This window comes from Achromobacter sp. SD115 (assembly GCF_017355315.1).
Taxonomy (GTDB): Bacteria; Pseudomonadota; Gammaproteobacteria; order Burkholderiales; family Burkholderiaceae_B; genus Achromobacter; species Achromobacter xylosoxidans_B.
On record NZ_JADIJM010000006.1, the window covers coordinates 45,111 to 62,569 of the forward strand.

A 17,459-nucleotide genomic window follows, 5' to 3' on the forward strand; every position below is an offset into this window, starting at 1 on the left:
ACCAATACGCGTCATGACCACGACTGATTCCGCCGATTCCCTGCAGGACCAGCTGCGGCTGGACCGCCGCGCCAGCATCGCGCGCCGGCTGCGCATCACGCTGTGGCAAGTGCTGATTCTTGCCATCATCCTGGGCTCCTGGGAGATACTCACGCGCATCCCCTGGTTCACCCAGAACACGCTGTTCGATCCCTTCTTCATCAGCCAGCCTTCGCGCGTGGCCGTGCGATTGTGGGAGTGGCTGCAGCCCGGCCCGCGCTCGGTCTGGCCACACCTGTGGCTGACGCTGCAAGCGACCATGGTGGGGCTGCTGGTGGGTGTGGGCAGCGGCTTCGTGGTGGGCATGACGCTCAGCCGCAGCCGCTTCCTGGCCGATGTGTTCAATCCTTTCATCGTGGCCTTCAACTCGATGCCGCGCATCGCCTTCGTGCCGCTCATCACCATGTTCTTCGGACTGGGCCTGGCCTCCAAGGTGGTGACGTCCTGGTTCGTGGTGTTCTTCCTGGTGTTCTTCAACACCTACAAGGGCGGGCGCAGCGTGGAGCGCGAACTGGTGGACTTCTGCCGCACGCTGGGCGGTTCGCCGCGCCAGATCCTGTGGCGGGTGCGCATCCCGACCGCGGCCGCGTGGACCTTCGCGGCCTTGCCCAATGCCATCAGCTTCGCGCTGATCGGCGTGGTGCTGGCGGAGTTCGTCGGTTCCACCACGGGCATGGGCTATCTGATGATCACCGCGCTGGCGACGCTGAACGCCACCGACATGTTCGCGGCGGTGACGCTGCTGTCCATCGTCGGCATCGCGCTGGTTTATTGTGTGACCTGGCTGGAACGGCGGCTGCTGCACTGGGCGCCGGAATTCCGGGAATAGGTAGATCCGCGCTGCCCTGATTGAGACGAAGCACTTTGGACGACTGACATGAATACGCTGCCGTATTTGCGCAACTTCGACCTGACGGGACAGGTCGCCCTGGTCACAGGTTCTGCCCGCGGGCTGGGCTTCTGTATCGCCCGAGCATTGGCCGGCTGCGGCGCGCGCGTGCTGATCAACGGCCGCAACGCCGAGGCCGTCGCGGCCGCGGCGGGTGAACTGTCTGCCGCCAGCCTGGACGCGCATCCGCTGCCGTTCGACATCAGCGACGACGCCGCCATGGAACGCGCTTTCCTGGACATAGACCGCGACCATCGCCGCCTGGACATCCTGGTGAACAACGTCGGTGCGCGCAACCGCAAGACCCTGCGCGACACCAGCCCGGCCGAGATCCGCGAGCTGATCGACACCGACATGGTCGCCGGCATGCTGCTGGCCAAGTTCGCCGCCGAGCGCATGGTGCGCCAGGGCAGCGGCCGCCTGATCGCGATCACCTCGGTGGTGGGGGAACTGGCGCGCGCGGGCGATGCGGTCTATCCCGCGGCCAAGCAGGGCCTGACGGGCATGGTGCGCGCGTTGGCGGCGGAATTCGGCGGCTACGGCATCACCAGCAACGCCATCGCGCCGGGCACCTTCGCGACCGAAACCAATGCGGAGATGGTGGCTGACCCGGCGGTCGGTCCGCGGATCGCCGAACGCAATCCCATGGGGCGCTGGGGTGAGCCGGAGGAAATCGCGGGCGCCGCCGTGTTCCTGGCGTCGCCCGCGGCGTCATACGTGAACGGGCACGTGCTGGTGGTGGACGGCGGCTTGTCGATCCAGTTTTGAAGCGAACTAATGGGCTGCTCCAGCAGCCCATCGGCAATCAGGTCGTCTCGTCCTGATACCAGACGCCTTCCGCCAGCATCATCTTCTGATGCCCATGCCCGGCGGGCATCATCGGGAAGCAGTTCTCCTGCGCCGTCACCGCCACGTCCAGGAAATAGGGGCCGTCATGCGCCAGGCACTCGGCCAGCGCGGCGTCCAGCTGTGCCGGGTCATCGACCCGGGCCGCACCCCAGCCGAAGGCGCGCGCCAGCGCCACGAAATCGGGCAGCGAGGCGTTATAGCTGTGGCTATAGCGTCCGCCATGGATCAGCTCCTGCCATTGCCGCACCATGCCCATATAGCCGTTGTTGCACAGCACGACCTTGACGGGGGTCTGGTGCTGCATGGCGGTGGACAGTTCCTGGATGTTCATCAGCACCGAGGCGTCGCCGCTGACGCAGACCACGGTCTTGTCCGGGTGGGCGACCTGCGCACCAATGGCGGCGGGTACGCCGTAGCCCATGGTGCCGGCGCCGCCGGAGGTCAGCCAACGGTTGGGCTTGTCAAAACGCAGGTATTGCGCGGCCCACATCTGGTGCTGGCCCACGTCGGTGGACACGATGGCGTCGCGGTCCGCCAGCGCGGCGTTCAGGCGCGACATCAGGTGCTGCGGCAAGATCGCGTCGGCCGCCGGGGTATAGCCCAGGCAGTCCTGGGCGCGCCAGGCGGCGATGCGCTTGTACCAGGGCGCCAGCCGCGCCGCGTCCATGGGCTCGTCGCCAAGTTCGGCGCGCAGGGCGCGCACCAGCGGCAGGCAATCGCCCACCAGCGCCACGTCCACGCGCACCACCTTGTTGATGGAGGCGGGGTCGATGTCGATATGGATCTTGCGCGCATGCGGGCAGAACTCCGACAGCTTGCCGGTGATACGGTCGTCGAAACGGGCGCCGATGCAGACCACCAGGTCGGCGTTGTGCATGGCCAGATTGGCCTCGACCGTGCCGTGCATGCCCAGCATGCCGACGAACTGCGGGTCGGACGCGGGGAACGCGCCCAGGCCCATCAGGGTCAGGGTGCAGGGCGCGCCGGTGTGGCGCACCAGATCGGTGTAAGCCTCGCAGGCCTCGGGGCCGGCGTTCACCAGCCCGCCGCCGCCGTAGAAGATGGGACGCTTGGCCTGGGCGATCAGCGCGGCGGCGCGGCGCACGGCCGACTGCGGCAGCTTGGGCGCCAGCTTGCCCGCTTGGCGGCGCGCGCGCAGCGCGGCCAGCCGCTGTTGCGAGGGCTCGGCATCGTCGTCCGCGTCGCGCGGCACGGCCAACTGCACGTCCTTGGGGAAATCCAGCAACACCGGGCCGGGCCGGCCCTGGCGGGTCAGTTCGAAGGCGCGGGCCACTACGGCACCCACGTCGTCCACCGAGCGGACCTGGGTGTTCCACTTGGTCACCGAACGCGAGATGCCGATGGCATCGCATTCCTGGAAGGCATCGGTACCGATGGCGGCCGTCGCGACCTGGCCGCTGATACAGAGCACCGGGATCGAATCGCACATGGCGTCCAGCAAGCCGGAAGTGGTGTTGGCCATGCCGGGGCCGGACGTGACGAAGACCACGCCCGTGCGGCCGGTGCTGCGGGCATAGCCCTCGGCGGCATGCACGGCGGCCTGTTCGTGGCGCACCAGCACGTGACGCAGGCGCGGCTCGGCGTAGAGCGCGTCGTACAGCGGCAGCACCGCGCCCCCGGGATAGCCGAAGACGGTATCCACGCCGTGGGCGATCAGCGTATCGAGCAGAATTTTCGCCCCGTTGTGAGCGGGGCGTTCAGTGGCGGCAAGCGCGGTGGCGGCGGTGGGGTGCAGGCGATCGTTCATGCTATCCATCTTATTCGTAGATCGGAAGAATATTTATCTTCTTTTCCACGAATAACGGCTGGACGGAGTAAATTTATCTTTGATTTGAAGGAATCAAAGAAAATGAACCTGGACAAGTTTGATCTCGCCATTTTGAAGGTGCTGCAGGACAACGCGCGCGCCAGCCTGAACGACATCGGCGCGGCCGTGGGCCTGTCGTCCACGCCGTGCTGGAACCGCATCAAGCGCATGGAAAGCGCCGGGGTGATCCGCGGCTATACCGTGGACATCGACCCAGCCAGCCTGGGCTTCATGGACACGGTGATTGTCCACGTCACGCTGGAGAGCCACAGCGAGGAAACGCTGTACGAGTTCGGCCGGGCGCTGGCGCAGATTCCCGAGGTCCTGGAAGCCTTCCTGGTCTCGGGCGACTACGACTATTACATCCGCATCGCCGTGCGCGACACCCGCGACTACGAGCGGCTGCTGCGTGAACAGCTCTACCGCATCCCGGGCATCCGGCACAGCAAATCCTGCTTCGTGCTGCGCCGGTTGAAGGAAACCAAGCTGCCGTTGACCGGGTTGGCGGAATAGGCGCGCCTCAGCGCAACACGAAGTCCACCGGCACGGCGGGCTCGGGCAGGGGCCGCACGCCCAGGCCTTCCAAGAGGTCGATCTCGATCACGCGGGCCAGCGCCGACAGCGGCAGGTCGTTCTCATCCGAGCCGAACGGGTCTTCCAGTTCGTCGCCCACCGCGTCCAGGCCGAAGAAGGTATAGGCCACGATGGTGACGGCCGCCGGCATCATGTATTCCAGCGTGCCCACCAGGCCGAAAGGCAGCAACAGGCAGAACAGCCAGGCCGTGCGATGCAGCAGCAGCGAATAGGCGAAGGGCGAGGGTGTGAACTTGATGCGCTCGCAGGCCGCCTGGATGGCGGCGCAGGCGGCCACGCGCTGGGTCAGCGCCTGGTACAGGATGTCGCTCAGTTCGCCGCGCCGCAGGCAGGCCGCCAGGTCGCGGTTGATGGCCATGAGCAGCGCATCGGGCACGTTACGGCAGCCAGCCAGAATCTCGGCCTCGTCCTGCTGCACCCAGGGGCGCGCAGCAGCAGCCATGTCTTCCTGGCGCAGCCGCGCCGCCAGCGCGTAGCCGAAGCCGATGCAACGGCGCACGATGCGTTCCTGCACCGGGTTGGCGGTGCTGGCTGCCAACAGCACCGCGCTTTCGCGCGCCAGGCTGCGCGCCTGCACGATCAGTTCGCCCCATTGCTTGCGCGCTTCCCACCAGCGGTCGTAGCAGACGTTGTTGCGAAAGCCCATGAACACGGACAGGGCCAGGCCGAACAGCGAAAACGGCACCGCCGACAGGTGGGCGGGCGAGAACCACTCCTGGTGGTACATCCACACCACCAGGCAGGACAGCGCCGTGATGACCAGGATGCGGCTGAGGATCCGGGGAATGATGGAGCCGCGCAAGACAAAGAACAAAGCCAGCGCGGAAGGACGCGGACGGACGATCATGGTGCTAACCAGGAGGAACAAGGCGGCGCACACTATACGCCCATCAAGCTGTCAAATACGCGCCGATATAATTCTGTTTCGTCTCACCGCCACTTCCACTGATCAATGACCAACGAAGACACTCCGATCAAGCCCTGGTATGCCGTCCGCCGCTCCAAGCTGCACGGCAACGGCGTCTTCGCCGCGCGCAAGATTCCCGCAGGCACGCGCATCGTCGAGTACGGCGGCGAACGCATCAGCGCCAAGGAAGCCGACCGCCGCCATCCGACCAATCCGGACGATCCCTTCCACACTTTCTTCTTCGCGCTCAGCTCCGGCCGCGTGATCGACGGCGGCGACAACGGCAACGACGCCCGCTGGATCAACCATTCCTGCGAACCGAACTGCGAGGCGCAGGAAGGCAAGCACGGCAAGCGCGTCTACATCGTCGCGCTGCAGGACATCCCGCGCGGCACCGAGCTGTCGTACGACTATGGCCTGGTGCTGGACGGCCGCATCACCAAGAAGTTGAAGGAAGGCTACCGCTGCCTCTGCGGCACGCCGCCGTGCCGTGGCACGATGCTGGCGCTGCCGGCCAAAAAGAAGAAGAAGGAAGCGGCTGACCAGCCCGAGACCGTCGAAGCAGCCTCCTGATCCTGGCGGGGTCGGACCCCGCCTTACCCCGAAGACCCCAGGCGCAGCCGGCGTATTCCGGCCCCGCCCGCGGACAGGCGTACAATCCCCCAGGTCGTTAACACGACATGCAGTACGTCTTCAGGGCGGGGTGTAATTCCCCACCGGCGGTATGCCATGCAATGTGGCGAGCCCGCGAGCGCCCGGCGTCCTTCACGGATACCGGGGTCAGCAGATCTGGTGAGATGCCAGGGCCGACGGTCATAGTCCGGATGAGAGAAGATGTGCCGGCACAACGGTAGCACCGGGCGCACCCGCGCCTGGACTGCCGTATTGCGTTCGGCTGTCGAGTAGCCCTGAAACGTTTTTCGCCCCTTTTAACTTGCGAGAGCGTTTCAAATGTCCAACGTTACCCTTACCCCGCAGTCCCCCATCCCCAGCCTGGCTTCGCAGCCCTTCGCCGCGCGTTTGCAGCGCGCCCTGCATCATCTGCGCCTGGGCCGTCCGGTCATCCTCATGGATGATTTCGATCGCGAGAACGAGGCCGACCTGATCGTGGCCGCCGACAAGCTGACGGTACCTGTCATGGCCCAACTGATCCGCGACGGCAGCGGCATCGTCTGCCTGTGCCTGCCCGGCGAAACCCTGGACCGGCTGGAGCTTCCGCCCATGGTCCAGCGCAACCAGAGCCGCTTTGCCACCGCCTTCACGGTTTCCATCGAAGCGCGCGAAGGCGTCAGCACCGGCGTGTCGGCCGTGGATCGCGTCACCACCATCCGCGCCGCCATTTCGCCGTCGGCGCAGAGCGAGGACATCGTCAGCCCGGGCCACGTGTTCCCGCTGCGCGCCCAGCCGGGCGGCGTGCTGACCCGCCGCGGCCACACTGAAGGCTCGGTGGACCTGGCGGTGCTGGCCGGCCTGCGTCCGGCCGGCGTGCTGTGCGAACTGATGAATGCCGACGGCACCATGATGCGCGGCGCCGCCCTGGAACGCTACGCCGCACAGCACGGGTTGGTGGCACTGACCATCGCGGAACTGGCCGACCATCTGCAACAGCTGAAGGACGGCCAGGCCGAAGCGATCGACGATGAAGTGCTGGAGATGGCCGCGACGGTCTGATCCTTGCGCAGGCGGCGCCGGGTCCGGCGCCGCCATTTTTTTACCTCCGCGTCCTGAGCGCCATGGCGACGACCATCGCCGCCAGCGCGCAAGCGCCACCCATCGCATACACCGCGCCGTAGCCTTGCTCGCCGGCCAGCCAGCCGGCTGCCGGACTGCTCAGCCCCAAGGCCACGTCCAGGAAGGCCACATACGCCCCCATGGCCGCGCCCCGGCTTGCCGCGGGCACGCGGCGCACGGCTTCGACGCCGAAGGCAGGGAATGCCAGCGAGTAGCCCGCACCCGTCAGCAGCGCGCCGGCAAAGGCCCAGGCCGGTGTGGTTCCGGTCCAGATCAGCCATTGCCCTGCGGCTTCAATCAGCACGCACACGAGCGCCACACGCGCACCGCCCAGCTTGTCCGGCAGGCCGGCAAAGAACACGCGGGCCAGAATGAAGCCCACGCCGAACGCCGTGAACATCCACGCCGCGCCGTCCCAACCCCTTTGCGAGAACAACAGGCTCACAAACGCGGTGATCACGCCGAAGCCGACGCTGGCCAGCGCCAGGCCCACGCCGGGCAGCAGCACCAGACCCAGCACTTTGTAGAAAGGCGTGCGCACGCCGCCTGCCGCGCGCACCCCGCGCAACGGCAACACCAACGCCAGGGCCGCCAACGGAATCAGCGCCGTGGCCCAGGCGATGCCCGCAAAGCCCGTAACGCCGTAGAGCCGCATGCCGGCGGGCGCGCCCAGCGCATAGGCGGCGTAGATCGCCACGCCGACCCAGGCCATCACGCGGCCCGCGTTCTGCGGCCCCACGCGGCCCACGCCCCAGCTCAGGGCGCCAGTGACGATGAGGCTTTCGGCGCAGCCCATCAACGCGCGTCCGGCCAAGAGCGCGGCCAGCGCCGCCTGCGGCCTCGCCGACAGGTCGTCGGCCAACAGATAGAACAAGCCCGCGATGGAGCCCAGCACGAAGCCGCCCACCACGGCGCGCTTGGCGCCGCGACGATCGGCCAGCGAACCCGCATAGGCGCGCGACAGCAAGGCGGCGGCGAACTGCAGGCCCGCCACCACGCCAACGACCAGCGCCCCCAGCGCCAGCGTTCCATCCACATACAGAGGCAGCACCGGCATGGGCAGGCCGATCATGAAGAACCCGACGAACACCGCCAGCGCCAGCGGCAGCACTTGCGCAAAGACGGAGCGCACGGGCCCCTGGGCCGCGGGCATGGCCCCGGCCGTCGATGAATGCGACATTGAATTTCCTTAAGTGAGAGATGCGCAATCCGGAACCAGTTTGAAAACCGTCGATGGCATAATCGCCGGGTGCGGGCGATGAACCGGATTGCCTGCCGGAAATTTTATGAGCCATTGCTCATATTCGATACTCGCCTTTCACAGTACCCATGACCGCCATCCCACAGCCCCGGAAATCGCCGCGCCAGCTCAGATCCCAGCACACCGTAGAGACGATTCTGCAAGCCACGGCTCGCGTTCTGGCCACCCACGGCTACGCGGGCACCAACACCAACCTGATTGCGGAAACGGCCGGCGTCAGCGTCGGTTCGCTATACCAGTACTTCCCCAACAAGAACGCCTTGATCGCGGCGCTGCATAACCGCCACGACAACCAGATGCTGGACGTGATCGACGGGGTCCTGGACAGCAATCCCGCGGCCACGCTGCGCGAGCGCGTCGCGGCCATCGTCGAAGCGATGCTGCATGCCCACATGCTGGAGCCAGCGCTGCATCGCGTGTTGGAAAGGGAGTTCCCGCTGTTCGACCAGCCGCATGAGCACAGCCGCGCGGACCAGGATATCCACCGGCGCATGCGCCATCTGCTGGAACTACATCGCGCCGAAATCGCGCAGCAGGACCGCGACCTGGCGACCTATGTGGTGTTGCGCATCATGGAGTCGCTGGTGCACGCCGCGGCGCTGGAGCCGCCTGCGGGGTTCTCGACGCAGCAGCTGGAACAGGCGGTGGTCGACGCGGTGATGGGATACCTGGGTGCACCGACGATGGTCCCCCGCCCGACGCCGCGGAAGACCGCAAAATCCGTGCGCCGCTAACCGCGCATTTCGGGCCGGCGGCGATTGGCCCAGGCTGATGGCGGCATGCGGCCGATGCCGGACAGCTAGCGGCCCGGAGCCCGGGCCATCTCGGCCAGACAATCGGCGGCGCTGCCGGTAACGATGCGGGCGCTGCACGCCAGCATCAGGTTCAGGTTCAGGCCAAAGTCTTCCACGGTGTAGCCCTCCGCATCGACCATGCGCGACATGCCGTCATCGGCCGCGGCGCCCACCGCCACCTGATCGATCAGCGAACCCGCCTGGCCGGTGTAGCCCCATACCGGCTTGCCGCAAGCGATGGCGTAGCCGACTTCGAAGGCCGTGCCGGAATCGGGTTCGGCGCCGCGAAACGGATTCAGGTTCGCCATCACCATGTCCGCGCGCCGGATCAGCGCGATGTTCTCACGGTAGATCCATTGCGCCAGCGCCTGGCCCGACAGGTCCCGCGGCGCCTCGTTGTCCAGCGGGAACAGGCCGTCGAACCCGTATGTGGCGCACAGCGCCTGCAAGCGTTTGCCGTGCGCCGCCGCATCGGGCAGGAACACGTCGAAACCCGCCAGATATACGCTGCGCATGATGATTACTCCGGATCGGAAACGTTGAAGGCTTCGCCGGTGGCAAAGAAGGAGCCGCCGGCCACGTAATGCACCGAGCGGCGCTGGTCGTCGGGGAAATGCCAGCGGTTGCCGGAAAACGCTTCCGGCTCGGCCCATGCGGCCACGACCTCGCCGATGAAGAGGTCGTAGGCCTGCTGGTTGTGCGGCTCGGGCACGACTCGGCATTCGAGCCAGCCCAGGCAGCCGCTGATGAGCGGCGCGCCAATCTTGCTGGCGGGAAAGGTCGTCAGGCCGCTGGCCTGGAATTTGTCTTCGTCGCGCCCGGTATCGGTACCCACCCGCAGCGTGGCGCGGGCTTGCGCGCGCGACGGGATGCATAGCGCGAACTCGCCCGACGCTTCGATCAGGCCGCGCGTGTAGGTGTTCTTGTCCACCACCACCAGCATCTTGGGCGGGCTGAAATCCAGGGGCATGGCCCAGGCGGCCGCCATGACGTTGCGCGCATCGCCGTGGGCGCTGGTCACCAGCACCGTGGGGCCGTGATTCAGCAGCAGGTAGGCGCGGGACAGGTCTACGGGTTCGATGGGGGACATGCGGCGCTTCCTAGAACATGCCGTTCTTGTTGGCGGGGTTCTCGGGGATTTCCTGGCTCACGTCCCAGTGTTCCACGATCTTGCCGTCTTCCACACGGAAGATGTCCATCACGGCCTGGCCGCGGTCTTCCGGCGAATCGCGCCACAGGTTGTGGATAAGCACCAGGTCGCCTTCGGCGATCACGCGCTTGATCTCGACGATGGACTGCGGATGCTGCTCGAAATAGGCGGGAAAGAAATCCACCAGGGGACCGACGCCATCCTGCATGTAGGGGTTGTGCTGGATGTAGTCCGGGCTGACGTACCGGCGCACCGCCTCGTCGATGTCGCGGTCCTGGAACATCATGCGGAAGAACGCCACCACCAGGTCCTTGTTGGACTGGGGCGCGGCTGCGGCGGCGGGCACCGCCGCCAGACAGGATGCGGCAACCAGCATGCAGAGGGCCAACGATTTCAACTTCATACGCATACAGGGCAAACTCAGGGGTTGGAACGCCGGCTGGCGGTGCGCCAGTTTACAAACAAAAACATCGGTTCCGGTCTGTGTCCGGAATGAAAAAGGGGCCTCTCGTCGAGGCCCCTTCAGTCCGTCGACAGTCGGAATCAATAGCCCACGGTGTAGCGGCGGCGCGAATGCTTGGGCGCTTCGAGCTCGTCGACCAGCGCGATGGCGTAGTCTTCCATCGAGATCCAGCTCTTGCCTTCGTCATCGGCCAGCAGCGTATCGTCGCCCAGCCGGAACTTGCCGGTGCGCTCGCCCGGCTCAAACAGCGCCGAGGGCGACAGGAAGGTCCAGTTCAGCACCTTTTCATGGCGCAGCGTGTCCAGGAACACCACGCCGGCGCGCGCCTCAGGCTTGTAGGCGTCGGGGAATTCGGGGGTGTCGATCAGCATCTTGCCGGGCGCAACCAGCAGGCTGCCCGCGCCCCCGACCACCAGCAGGCGCGGCACGCCCGCGTCCTTCACGGCACTCAGGAGCGGCTTGGCGTCCGACGACACGAAGCGCGATGCGCTGATCACGGCGTCATGGCCGGTCAGCAACGAGGTCAGCGCTTCCGGATCAGTGGCGTCGCCCTGCTTGATGGTCAGGCCGAGCTGCGGGTTCACGTCGGACAGGTTGCGGGCGATGCCCGTGACCTGGTGGCCACGCTTGAGCAATTCGTCAGCCACGCGCGAACCCACGCGGCCGGTAATTCCGATCAATGCAACTTTCATGGTCTTGCTCCTTGGGGTAGGGGAGCCAGGGCCGCCGCAACTTGCGGCGCTACGCGCTTTGGCTCAGGCAAAGCCATACTATTCGTTCAAATTCGATCAAAAAACCCGTAAAACCGGATGAGTTTTTTGCATTTTTTGCACCAATAACCAGGAAACCCGGTTGGAACGGGCCGACGGCCCCACCCGTCGGACTCCCGGAACCCGCCCTGCCAGTGTGCTCCCGGCGGCCCCGCTTGAACAGGGGCCGCCCCAGGGGCAGAAGCGCTCAGCCAGCGGCGGCGCGCTGCGCCTGGTAGACCTGCAGATGCGCGTAAGCCGTGCGCAGGTAGGTCGCGTCCACGCCCAGGGTGCGGGCGCGCCGCACCATGTCACCGACGATATGATCCGCCTCGACCGGCAGGCCTTGGCTCAGGTCGCGGAACATCGACGCGGTAACGGGCTGGGTACGGTCCGTAATCAGCTTGCGCGCCGACGCGTCGGCCTCCGGCCGCACCGCGTGGCCCGAGGCGGCGGCAACGGCTTGCGATTCTTGCAGCAGCCCGCTCATGATGTCGATGCCGTCGTCGGTAGAGGCAATCTGCCCGACCGAGCCGCGCATCAGGCAGGTAGCGGCGGCCAGCGTCGTCAGGAACACGTATTTTTCCCAGATGTCCTGGTAGATGTCGGTGCTCAGGCGACTGACGTACTCGCCGCCGGCCAGGGCCTGTTCCAGCGCGACGCAGCGGTCGCTGCGGGCAGGGCCGGCACGTTCGCCGAAGACGATGTTGGCGTACTTGCCCAGATGAATCACTTCGCCCTCGGGACCCAAGGTGGCGTTGATCTGGCACAGCCCGCCCAGCACCCGGTGCGGCTCGAACTCGCGGTCCAGCACGTCGTACTGCAGCACGCCGTTCATGATGGGCAGCACCGCGGTATCGGGTCCGACCGCGGGGCGGATGGCCTCGATGGCGCTGGCCAGGTCATAGGCCTTGCAGCTCAGCACCACCACGTCGTAACTGCCTTGCAGGGTTTGCTGCGTGACCAGTTGCGGCTGCAGCGTGGCGTCGCCCAGCGGGCTCTTGATGCGCAGGCCCTGTTCGCGGATCCGTGCGGCGCGCGGTTCGCGCACCAGGAAGGTCACGTCCGCGCCCGCCTGGGCTGCCCGTCCGCCGAAGTAACCGCCGGTGCCGCCGGCGCCCAAGAACAAAATCCGCATGCCTGTCTCTCCTGTAGGCTGCCCGCCGTCTGCGCGGGCTCATGGCGGAATTATGCGCCTTGCGGGGGTAGCGGGTGCTCGTGCTCCTGCCAAGCCTGATATCCGCCGCGCAAGGCCCAGGTCTTGGGATAGCCGGCGGCGCGCAACCTCGACGCCAACAGCGCGGCCGAGACTTCGTTGGGGCAGGCGCAGTACACGACGATGTCGGATTCCAGCGCCCCGGCGTCCAGCCGGGGCAAGGGCGCCTTCAGGTCCACGGCGATCGCGCCGGGGATGCGCTGCTCTTCGCGCAGCGCTTCGGGACGCACATCGAAAACCAGCGCATTGCGGCCGGCTTGGCGCCACTGCATCAACTCGTCCACCGACAGGCGCGGAATCACGCGCAAGCTGCGCAGCAGGATGCGGCGCCGCAGGAAGCGCGCCAGGATGTACAGCGCCAGCACCGACGCCAGCACGCCCAGTCCCATGGCGCCATAGGTGCCCAGGATTTCCAGGAAGTCGTTCACCACGTTGTGGAACAGGCCGCCCAGCAGCAGGGCCGACCCCGACCAGATCAGCGAACCCACCAGGTCATACCCCAGGAAGCGGCGATAGGGCGTGCCCGTCAGGCCCGCCATGACGGTGGACAGCGCGCCCGCGCCCGGCAGGAACTTGCACACCAGCAGCGCACGCACGCCGATGCGCAGGTACAGGCGCTGCGTCTGCCGGATGCAGGAATCCTGCGACAGCGACATCTTGCAGATCACGCCCAAGAGGCGCGAACCATAGCGCTGCCCGGCCGCGTACCAGAGGCTGTCAGCCAGCAGGCAAGCGACCGTAGCCGCCATCCAGGGCACGAGCCAGCCCCCCGCACCGCCCAGCGCGCCGGCGGCGATCAGCATGGGATAGGCGGGCACCGGCAGGCCGGCCTGCTCGACCAGCACGTTGGCGAACACGAGCCACCCGCCGTACTGTTCCAGCAGCAGTTGTATATCTTGCATGGGGTCTTCCAGCTTGCCGCGCACGCGCGCGGTTCATGCAGGTGATTTTAGGCTCGTGAAACCCGGATCGGCACGCCTGCAACTGCAACGGCCCGTTCCATGCCTCGAATTTCATCGAGCCTGGGCTGCGGCATTCAAATCGCCGCGCATTCAGCCCATCTCGCTGGCAGGGAGTCGTGATGGACGAGCCAGCGGTTGATGCCCGGATCGATCCAGTCCAGGACCTCCTGGATATCGTCGTGAATATCCTTCACCGAAGGCGCTACCCACAGCAACGGTTCATGGTGCATGACTCGGTTTCGCAAGTCGCGAATGCGGTTCAGGGACGAACTGATCGGGCCGCGCTGACGCTTGGCTTTGGGACAGGTGGGAAAGGCCAGGAGGAGACGCCCCCATAACGTGCGCCCATGTTGGGCATTGAACAGCCGCGTCCAAGATCCAAAAGTCAACTCGGCAACAATCTTATCGGTGGTGACGCGTTCCCGGCGTCGTTGAATCTTGCCCCCTGCGTCGCCCACCGCCCTTTGCAACCACTCGAACTCAGGGGAGGGCAAACCATTCCACCTGTCGACGCTTCCCATCGACCTGCTCAAACTTCGATGGATGGCGTTTCGAAGGACTATTTCCATCGTCTGCAAGGCAGGCATCAGCGCCTGCGCCAACAGGACATTGTGATCGTAGGCAACGGCCGCCCGTAACACGTCTCCGCCATAGCTGTTCAGGTAACGCCCCATTCGAGGGGCGGAGAACGCCGTTTCACGCAGTTTCCATTCCATTGGTCCTATTTCTCCTTCCAAGAAGGGCACTCCTGCACGCACCGCCGAAAACTTGGTTGAAAGCCATGCTCAAAAACGCTACAGTCGGCACGCTGCCCTAGAAAAGCCACTCCCAGATGTGAATGCTGGTGATGCAACTAGGTCCGAACGATGGCCCCACCCCGGTGGGGCCTCCCTATTTGAGCAACCGGTTCATCAAATCGGCCCGTGGCGCCCGCCTATCCTCAGACTGGCCCGCACCTGCCCGTTCTGTTTGCTGCGCACCAATACGCGGACCAAATTCAAGTCTCAATGATGCAGCGTCCGCAGGGCCGGCGATCCGTGCCCAGGTGAAATTCAGACACACTGAACTTCGACCTGACACGCGGTCTGTCCACCCCTTGAAACGCCGCGCACCGTCCTGGTGCCACCAATCCCCGCCAGGGTGCCTATAATCCTGCCCGGCCATCAGGTTTCCCCGACTTGTCGCGGGAACGCCCCATGGCATACAAATTGCTTCGCCAGGACTGGCTGCGAACCCGACCATTCGGAGGGGTGCGCCTCCTGGCGCTCCCATCCGATGACCGATCCCAAGCCCTCGTTTCCGTACGCTAGTCCCGGCACGCCTGCCGGCGGCCGCCATATGGAACCGGGCCGCGGCAGCGCGCGCGCTCCAGGCGCGCGCGGGCCCGTGTGGGACGCGCATCGCCTCCCATCCCCATCCCCTTCCTTCCCTGCGCAGGAGTCACCCGCATGAAAGCCTTTTCCACCCCGTCCGTCGCCGGCATCGCCCGCCGCGGCCTGCTCAAGCTGGCCGCCGCCGCTGTCGGCGCGCTGCTGTTCTCAGGCGCCGCCCAGGCCCAGGCGCCCGCCAAGACCAAGGTCGCCGCCATCTACACGGTGCCGGTCGAACAGCAATGGGTGTCGCGCATCCACAAGGCGCTGGTCGCGGCGCGCGATCGCGGCGAGATCGAATACACGTTCTCGGAAAACGTCACCAACGCCGATTACGAGCGCGTGATGCGCCAGTACGCCGAGCAGGGCAACAAGCTGGTGGTGGGCGAGGCCTTCGCGGTGGAAGCCGCCGCCCGCAAGGTGGCCAAGGACTATCCGCAAACCGCCTTCCTGATGGGTTCCTCGGGCAAGCCGCAGCAGCCCAACTTCTCGGTGTTCGACAACTACATCCAGGAACCCGCCTACCTGACCGGCATGATCGCCGGCGGCATGAGCAAGACGGGCAAGATCGGCCTGGTGGGCGGCTACCCCATTCCTGAGGTGAACCGCCTGATGCACGCCTTCATCGAAGGCGCCAAGGAAGTGAACCCGCAAGCCGAATTCACCGTGACCTTCATCGGTTCCTGGTTCGATCCCCCGAAGGCCAAGGAAGCCGCCTTCGCCATGATCGACAAGGGCGCCGACGTGCTCTATGCCGAGCGCTTCGGCGTGTCGGATGCCGCCCGCGAACGCGGCAAGCTGGCCATCGGCAACGTGATCGACACGCAGCAGCAATATCCGGAGACCGTGGTGGCCTCGGCGCTGTGGAGCATGGAACCGACCATCGACGAAGCGCTCAAGCAGGTGCGCGCCGGCACGTTCAAGGCGGATGACTACGGCCAGTACTCGCTGATGAAGCACAAGGGCTCGTCGCTGGCGCCGCTGGGCACCTTCGAAAGCAAGATCCCGGCCGACCTGATGGCCAAGGTGCAAGCCAAGCAGAAGGCCATCCTGGACGGCGGCTTCAGCGTCAAGGTCAACGACAAAGAACCCAAGTCCTCGGCACGATGAAATCAGCGCCTCTCGCCCTGCAACTGACGGGGATCACCAAACGTTTTGGCAGCCTCACGGCCAACGACGACATATCGCTCACGCTGCGCCAGGGCGAAGTGTTGGCCTTGCTGGGCGAGAACGGCGCCGGCAAATCGACCCTGGTGTCGATCCTGTTCGGCCATTACGTGGCCGACGCAGGCAACATCGAAGTCTTTGGCCAACCCTTGCCCGCCGGCCGGCCCGACGCCGCGCTGGCGGCCGGGGTCGGCATGGTGCATCAGCACTTCACGCTGGCCGACAACCTGACCGTGCTGGACAACATCATGGTTGGTACGGAATCGCTGTGGAAGCTGGCATCCGGCCGCGGCAAGGCGCGCCAGCGCCTGGTCGAATTGGGCCAGCGCTTCGGCCTGGGCGTGGACCCGGACGCGCGCGTCGGCACGCTGTCGGTCGGCGAAAAGCAGCGGGTAGAGATCCTGAAGGCACTGTACCGCGGCGCGCGCGTCCTGATCCTGGACGAGCCCACCGCGGTGCTCACGCCGCAGGAAGTGCAGGACCTGTTCGCCACCCTGCGCGGCTTTGTCGACGAAGGCCTGGCCGTGATCTTCATCTCGCACAAGCTGGATGAAGTGATGGCGGTGTCGGGCCGCGTGGCGGTGCTGCGCCAGGGCAAGCTGGTGGCCGAACGCGAGACCGCCAGCACCAGCCCGGCCGAATTGGCCGAGCTGATGGTGGGCCGCAAGGTCGTCATGCCGCACGCCGAAGCCGTGGCCGCCGCCGAGCAGGCCGCGCCCGTGGTGACGCTGTCGCAAGTGACCGTGCGCGACGGCCGCGACGGCGCCACGCGCCTGGACAGCCTGGACCTGGTGGTCCACAAGCATGAGATCGTGGCGATCGCGGGCGTGGCCGGCAACGGCCAGCAGGCGCTGGTATCGGTGCTGACTGGCCTGCGCCAGCCCACGGACGGCACCATCCGCCTGGGCTCCGAGCATGCGGCGGCCCCCACGACGCCGGCCGGCTGGACTGCGGCCCACGTCGGCCGCATTCCCGAAGACCGCCACGGCGAAGGCGTGATCGGCGACAGCCCGTTGTGGGAAAACGCCATCGTCGAAGACCTGAAGGACCCGCGCTTCGCGCGCTGGGGCCTGATCCGGGCGCGCGCCGGCAAAGCGTACGCGCAAGCCCTGGCCAAGCAGTTCGACGTGCGCGCCGCGTCGCTCGACGTGCGCACGCGCAGCCTGTCCGGCGGCAATATGCAGAAGCTGATCCTGGGCCGCACGCTGGCGCGCCAACCGCGCTTCATCGTGGCCGACCAGCCCACCTGGGGCCTGGACATTGGCGCCGTCGCCTATGTGCGCGAGCAGCTGCTGGCAGCGCGCACGCGCGGCGCGGGCGTGCTGCTGGTGTCCGAGGACCTGGAAGAGATCTTCGCGCTGGCCGACCGCATCGCCGTGCTGTGCGGCGGCAAGCTGATCGCCGTGAAGCCGGTGTCCGAATGGACCCCCGCCACGGTCGGCCTGGCCATGACGGGCACGCAGGGATGACAACCCGCTCCCTTCCGCGCG

Annotated in this window: 18 protein-coding genes and 1 riboswitch; of the genes, 8 read left to right on the forward strand and 10 right to left on the reverse strand. The window is 66.4% G+C overall.

Annotation, left to right across the window (positions count from 1 at the left end):
• Positions 1-13 precede the first annotated feature (13 nt).
• Positions 14-868 carry an ABC transporter permease gene (locus IPU70_RS10375; protein WP_207467097.1) on the forward strand — a complete coding sequence of 285 codons (855 nt, stop codon included), beginning with the start codon at positions 14-16 and terminating at the stop codon, positions 866-868.
• 48 nt (positions 869-916) lie between these two features.
• Positions 917-1,696: an SDR family oxidoreductase gene (locus tag IPU70_RS10380; protein ID WP_207467099.1), complete on the forward strand. Its 780-nt coding sequence runs from the start codon at positions 917-919 to the stop codon at positions 1,694-1,696.
• A gap of 37 nt (positions 1,697-1,733) precedes the next feature.
• On the opposite strand, the gene ilvB is transcribed toward IPU70_RS10380, so the two are convergent.
• Positions 1,734-3,554: a biosynthetic-type acetolactate synthase large subunit gene (gene ilvB / locus IPU70_RS10385; RefSeq protein ID WP_207467101.1), complete on the reverse strand. Its 1,821-nt coding sequence runs from the start codon at positions 3,552-3,554 to the stop codon at positions 1,734-1,736.
• Positions 3,555-3,647: 93 nt separating this feature from the next.
• On the opposite strand from ilvB, the gene IPU70_RS10390 reads away from it, so the two are divergent.
• Positions 3,648-4,118 carry an Lrp/AsnC family transcriptional regulator gene (locus IPU70_RS10390; RefSeq protein WP_013390823.1) on the forward strand — a complete coding sequence of 157 codons (471 nt, stop codon included), beginning with the start codon at positions 3,648-3,650 and terminating at the stop codon, positions 4,116-4,118.
• Positions 4,119-4,125: 7 nt separating this feature from the next.
• Here the strand turns inward: IPU70_RS10390 and IPU70_RS10395 are convergent, their stop codons facing one another.
• A complete protein-coding gene (locus IPU70_RS10395; RefSeq protein WP_207467103.1) occupies positions 4,126-5,046 on the reverse strand; it encodes a bestrophin family protein in 921 nt (306 codons plus the stop codon).
• Between the two features lie 105 nt (positions 5,047-5,151).
• On the opposite strand from IPU70_RS10395, the gene IPU70_RS10400 reads away from it, so the two are divergent.
• Together IPU70_RS10400 and ribB are read left to right on the forward strand one after the other, a co-directional pair.
• Positions 5,152-5,679, forward strand: coding sequence for an SET domain-containing protein (locus IPU70_RS10400; RefSeq protein WP_088143602.1), 528 nt, complete (start codon positions 5,152-5,154; stop codon positions 5,677-5,679).
• 112 nt (positions 5,680-5,791) lie between these two features.
• A riboswitch (FMN riboswitch) is annotated at positions 5,792-5,946 on the forward strand.
• Positions 5,947-6,057: 111 nt separating this feature from the next.
• A complete protein-coding gene (gene ribB, locus IPU70_RS10405; RefSeq protein ID WP_088143601.1) occupies positions 6,058-6,777 on the forward strand; it encodes a 3,4-dihydroxy-2-butanone-4-phosphate synthase in 720 nt (239 codons plus the stop codon).
• Between the two features lie 40 nt (positions 6,778-6,817).
• On the opposite strand, the gene IPU70_RS10410 is transcribed toward ribB, so the two are convergent.
• On the reverse strand, positions 6,818-8,017 hold the full coding sequence (locus tag IPU70_RS10410; RefSeq protein WP_207467105.1) for an arabinose transporter: 1,200 nt from the start codon (positions 8,015-8,017) through the stop codon (positions 6,818-6,820).
• A gap of 149 nt (positions 8,018-8,166) precedes the next feature.
• Between IPU70_RS10410 and IPU70_RS10415 the strand changes: the two genes are divergently transcribed.
• Complete coding sequence (locus IPU70_RS10415; protein ID WP_207467107.1) at positions 8,167-8,832, forward strand: TetR/AcrR family transcriptional regulator; 666 nt, start codon at positions 8,167-8,169, stop codon at positions 8,830-8,832.
• A 65-nt stretch (positions 8,833-8,897) separates the two neighbouring features.
• Here IPU70_RS10415 and IPU70_RS10420 read toward each other — a convergent pair whose 3' ends face one another.
• The 7 genes from IPU70_RS10420 to IPU70_RS10450 form a co-directional block, all read right to left on the reverse strand.
• Positions 8,898-9,407 carry a nucleoside 2-deoxyribosyltransferase gene (locus tag IPU70_RS10420; protein WP_207467109.1) on the reverse strand — a complete coding sequence of 170 codons (510 nt, stop codon included), beginning with the start codon at positions 9,405-9,407 and terminating at the stop codon, positions 8,898-8,900.
• 5 nt (positions 9,408-9,412) lie between these two features.
• Complete coding sequence (locus tag IPU70_RS10425; protein WP_207467111.1) at positions 9,413-9,982, reverse strand: flavin reductase family protein; 570 nt, start codon at positions 9,980-9,982, stop codon at positions 9,413-9,415.
• Between the two features lie 10 nt (positions 9,983-9,992).
• Complete coding sequence (locus tag IPU70_RS10430; RefSeq protein ID WP_207467113.1) at positions 9,993-10,451, reverse strand: nuclear transport factor 2 family protein; 459 nt, start codon at positions 10,449-10,451, stop codon at positions 9,993-9,995.
• Between the two features lie 134 nt (positions 10,452-10,585).
• The gene (locus IPU70_RS10435; protein WP_013390814.1) at positions 10,586-11,197 is read right to left on the reverse strand and encodes an NAD(P)-dependent oxidoreductase; all 612 of its coding nucleotides are present in this window, start codon (positions 11,195-11,197) and stop codon (positions 10,586-10,588) included.
• Between the two features lie 265 nt (positions 11,198-11,462).
• Positions 11,463-12,392, reverse strand: coding sequence for a 2-dehydropantoate 2-reductase (panE, locus tag IPU70_RS10440; protein ID WP_207467115.1), 930 nt, complete (start codon positions 12,390-12,392; stop codon positions 11,463-11,465).
• A gap of 50 nt (positions 12,393-12,442) precedes the next feature.
• A complete protein-coding gene (locus tag IPU70_RS10445; RefSeq protein ID WP_207467117.1) occupies positions 12,443-13,372 on the reverse strand; it encodes a DedA family protein/thiosulfate sulfurtransferase GlpE in 930 nt (309 codons plus the stop codon).
• A 134-nt stretch (positions 13,373-13,506) separates the two neighbouring features.
• Positions 13,507-14,148: a hypothetical protein gene (locus tag IPU70_RS10450; RefSeq protein ID WP_207467119.1), complete on the reverse strand. Its 642-nt coding sequence runs from the start codon at positions 14,146-14,148 to the stop codon at positions 13,507-13,509.
• Positions 14,149-14,880: 732 nt separating this feature from the next.
• Between IPU70_RS10450 and IPU70_RS10455 the strand changes: the two genes are divergently transcribed.
• Both IPU70_RS10455 and IPU70_RS10460 read left to right on the forward strand, forming a co-directional pair.
• Entirely contained in the window at positions 14,881-15,912 is a 1,032-nt protein-coding gene (locus IPU70_RS10455; RefSeq protein ID WP_207467121.1) for a BMP family protein, read from the forward strand.
• Complete coding sequence (locus IPU70_RS10460; protein ID WP_207467123.1) at positions 15,909-17,438, forward strand: ABC transporter ATP-binding protein; 1,530 nt, start codon at positions 15,909-15,911, stop codon at positions 17,436-17,438. The genes IPU70_RS10455 and IPU70_RS10460 overlap by 4 nt, the downstream gene beginning before the upstream one ends.
• Positions 17,439-17,459: the final 21 nt, after the last annotated feature.